The 4135-nt window shown below is 66.1% G+C and carries 4 protein-coding genes and 1 pseudogene; all 5 read left to right on the top strand.

Annotation, left to right across the window (positions count from 1 at the left end):
• Positions 1-410 (top strand): annotated as a pseudogene (locus EN780_RS28750) (xanthine dehydrogenase family protein subunit M); the annotation flags it as partial.
• A 114-nt stretch (positions 411-524) separates the two neighbouring features.
• A complete protein-coding gene (locus tag EN780_RS28755; protein ID WP_128275979.1) occupies positions 525-1007 on the top strand; it encodes a (2Fe-2S)-binding protein in 483 nt (160 codons plus the stop codon).
• A 13-nt stretch (positions 1008-1020) separates the two neighbouring features.
• On the top strand, positions 1021-2388 hold the full coding sequence (locus EN780_RS41405; RefSeq protein ID WP_128275980.1) for a xanthine dehydrogenase family protein molybdopterin-binding subunit: 1368 nt from the start codon (positions 1021-1023) through the stop codon (positions 2386-2388).
• A 1-nt stretch (position 2389) separates the two neighbouring features.
• A complete protein-coding gene (locus tag EN780_RS41410) occupies positions 2390-3394 on the top strand; it encodes a molybdopterin cofactor-binding domain-containing protein (RefSeq protein ID WP_127390975.1) in 1005 nt (334 codons plus the stop codon).
• A 7-nt stretch (positions 3395-3401) separates the two neighbouring features.
• The coding region (locus EN780_RS28770; RefSeq protein WP_133372751.1) for a MoxR family ATPase at positions 3402-4135 on the top strand (734 nt) is incomplete at its 3' end.

The raw sequence follows: 4135 nt of genomic DNA on the forward strand, positions 1-4135 counted from the left end.
AGGATGGCGAAGTGCCGATCGAGACCTTCCTGGCCGGACGCGACGCCAGCCGTTCCATCGTCACCTCCGTCGCCTTCGCCTTGCCCCGCCCGGAGAGCTTCCGCTTTCTCAAAGTGTCGCGGATCAAGCCCAAGGGCATTTCGGTGCTCAGCATCGCCACTTTGCTGGAACGGACGAACGACGGCACGATCAATTCCGCGCGCATCGCGCTTGGCTGCATGGCCGATCGGCCGATGCGTGCGCGGGCCGCCGAAAAAGCGCTGCTCGGCTGCCGGCTGACGCGCGGGGAGATCGCACCGGCGCTGGCCGTGGCAAACGAGGGCATAGCGCCGATCACCGATCCGGTCGCCAGCGCCTGGTATCGCGCCGAAGTGCTGCCGGTCCATCTCGGCCGGCTGCTGCTCGCATGATGCCTGTCGCCCAAAAGCGCGTAGCGATTTTGGGATTGCGACAGGCAGGAAGTCTCACACGTCGGGGGCGCGCGTCTGTCCGGATATCCGGGCAGGCGCGCTGGGAGGAAAGACATGGCGAAGGTCCCGGTCCAGTTCACGCTCAACGGCTCGGAAAAGGCCGAGTTCATCGACAGCGGCACGACGCTGCTCCACACACTCCGCGACAAGATCGGCGACACCTCGCCGAAAGGCGGCTGCCACCAGGGCACCTGCGGCGCCTGCTCGGTCATCGTCGACGGTGAGCTGAGGCTCTCCTGCCTGACGCTGGCCGAGACCTGCAACGGCGCCGTCATCAGGACCACGGCAGGTCTCGCCGAGGGCGGCGTGCTGCATCCGCTGCAGCGCGCCTTCCTCGATGCCTTCGCCACCCAATGCGGCTTCTGCACCCCGGGCATGATCATGGCCGCCAAGGTGCTGCTCGACCGCACGCCCAATCCCAGCCGCGAAGAGGTGGTCGAGGCGCTGTCCGGCAACATCTGCCGCTGCACCGGCTATGAGCCGATCATCCAGGCGGTGCTGAGCGCCGCGCGTTCCAATTCGCAGAACGCGGCCTGAGGGGACCAAGAGAATGGAACTGCGCAAGAGCTATTTCGCCGATCAGCGCAAGGACGGCCTGCACGAGATCGGACAGCCGAGGCCGCGGCTCGATTCGCCCGGCCATGTCACCGGCAAGACCGCCTATTTCGCCGACCGCAATTTATCGGGCATGCTGCATTTGAAGATGGTGCGCAGCCCGCACCATCACGCCCGCATCCGCGCGATCGACACCTCGGAAGCCGAGAAGCACCCCGGCGTGGTAAAGGTGCTGACGGCCAAGGACGTGCCGCACAATGTCTACACCATCCTGATCCTGATCCAGATCGGGCCGGAGGACGAAACCGTGCTCGCCGACGGCAAGGTGCGCTGGAAGGGCGAGGCGGTGGTTGCGGTGCTGGCCGAGACCGAACGTGCGGCGCAGGAGGCAGCGGCCAAGGTCAAGGTCGACTACGAGGTGCTGCCCGCCGTCTTCGACATGGAGGAAGCGCTGAAGCCCGGCGCGCCGCTCGTCAACGAATACCACGGCCAGAACCACTACCTGTATGACAGCGGCGAGTGCCGCAAGGTCCGCTTCGGCGATGTCGAGGCGGGCTTTGCCGAGGCCGACCACATCCTCGAGCAGACCTACCAGTCCTCGCCGATCGAGCATGCGCCGACCGAGACGACCGGCTGTGTCGTAGCGCCCGAGGGCAACGACCGCTTCACCTGCTACACCAACACGCAGGCGATGTTCTTCACCCTCGACAACGCCTCGATCATCCTGCAGATGCCGGGCTCGAAGCTGCATTTCGTCGGCGGCACCGTCGGCGGCGGTTTCGGCGGCAAGGTCGACGTCATCGTCGAACCGATTGCCATCCTCGGCGCAAAATTAACCGGGCGACCGGTCTGTTTCATCTACAGCCGCGAGGAGGAGATGCAGATTTCGTCGCCCCGCGCGGCCGAAAAGGTCGTGATCAAGGACGGCGTCATGAAGGACGGCCGCATCGTCGCCCGCAAGGTGACGGGCTACACCGACGCCGGCGCCTATTCGCGCCATTCGCCCTATGGCGCGCAGAAGGGTGCAGCGCACTATCCCGGGCCCTACACGATCCCCAATGTCTGGATCGACACTTATTGCGTCTACACCAACCGCACCCCTTCCTCCGCCATGCGCGGCTTCGGCGTCACGATCGGCGACTTCGCGCTTGAGGTGCAGATGGACAAGCTGGCGCGGCTGATCGGCATGGACCCGCTCGAGTTCCGCTTCATCAACGCCTACCGCGACGGCGACATGAAGGCGCATCGCCAGCCGACCGAGGGCGCGGCGCTGATCGAATGCATGCAGGAAGCCTCGCGCGCCGCCAACTGGCCGGTGGCGGCGAAATACATGGCGATGTCGTCCTACAGGAAGGGGGTCTGAGATGGCGATCCGGCGTGGACGCGGCGTCGCCGCGATCAACTATCCGACCGGCATGAACCTCGGCGGCGACCCTACCCAGGCGCTGGTCCATTCGACCCCGACCGGCAATTTCATGGTCACGCTCTCCAGCGTCGACCTCGGCCAGGGCATGAAGCAGATCATGGCGCAGATCTGCGCCGAGACCATCGGGGTGCCGACCGACCGCGTCATCGTCGACACCGCCGACACCGACACCGGCCCGCACTGCATGGGCACCTTTGCCTCGCGCGGCACGCACCGCGCCGGCAACGCCGTCATTCAGGCGGCCAGGGAAGCCCGCCAGGTGATGCTGGAAGTGGCGGCGGAAGAGCTGGAAGTCAACGCCTCGGACCTCGAAACCGACGGCCAGGGCAACATATTGGTGAAGGGCGCGCCGCAGAAATCGATCTCGATCTTCGACGTCGCGCTGTCGGCGCATTTCAAGCGCGGCCGCTCGATCTCCGGGCGCGGCATGTTTTTGATCCCGCGCTCCTATCCGGAGAAGGAGACCGGCGCGATGAAGCCGTCGACCTGCTACGCGCATGCCTGTACGGTGGCCGAGGTCGAGGTCGACGACGAAACCGGCGAGGTGACGGTGCTCAACGTCAAGAACGTCTTCGAGATCGGCCGCGCGCTAAACCCCAAGATGGTCGAGCAGCAGCTCGTCGGTGGTTCCTGGATGGGCATCAGCCACGCGCTCTACGAGACGACCGAGCCCTACTATCCGAACCGCGACCATGGCGGCACCGACTTCAACCAATATCTGATGCCGGGTCCCGGCGATCTCGCCGAGACCGAGATCATTGTGCTGGAACGGCCGTCAGCGGACGGTCCGTTCGGCGCCAAGGGGCCGGGCGAGATGTGCGCCAACCCGCAGATCCCGGCGGTCGCCAATGCCGTCTTCGACGCCGTCGGCGTGCGCATCGACACTTTGCCGATCACGCCCGAGCGCATCCTGCGCGCGCTAAAGGCGCAGGCCGCGGGTTGAGCGGACAATGACCCGCGCCGACGCAGAACAGATCGCGGCTTCGCCGGAAGCGGTGGCGGCGCGCCTTGCCGCCTCGCGCTATCTCGCCGACGACAGCCTTGCGACCGCAATCTTCCTGGCGATCCGGTTGGGAAAACCGCTGCTGCTCGAAGGCGCGCCGGGCGTCGGCAAGACCGAAGCCGCCAAGGCAGTGGCCGAACTGCTCGGCCGTGAGCTGGTGCGCCTGCAATGCTATGAAGGCATCGATGCCGCGCATGCGCTCTATGAATGGAACTACCAGCGCCAGCTGCTCGCCATCCGCCATGCCGGCGAGCACGAAATCGACATCTATGACGACCGCTTCCTGATCGCGCGGCCGCTGCTGCAGGTCCTGCGCGCGCCGGAACAGCGTGTGCTTCTGGTCGACGAGATCGATCGCTCCGACTACGAATTCGAAGCCCTGCTGCTTGAATTCCTCTCCGATTTCCAGATCAGCATCCCCGAACGCGGCACGATCCGCGCCGCAACGCAGCCGATCGTCATCCTGACCTCCAACCGCACCCGCGAGCTGGCCGAGGCGCTGCGCCGGCGCTGCGTCTATCACTGGATCGGCTATCCCGACGCCGCGCGCGAAGCCGAGATCATCATGCTGCGCGCGGGCGATGTCGCCGAGGCTACGGCGCGCGCGGTGGCCAATGCCGTGCAGCAGATCCGGGCCCGTCCGCTGGCAAAGCCGCCGGGCATCGCCGAGGCGGTGGAATG

Source organism: Mesorhizobium sp. M4B.F.Ca.ET.089.01.1.1, assembly GCF_004022605.1.
Taxonomy (GTDB): domain Bacteria; phylum Pseudomonadota; class Alphaproteobacteria; order Rhizobiales; family Rhizobiaceae; genus Mesorhizobium; species Mesorhizobium abyssinicae.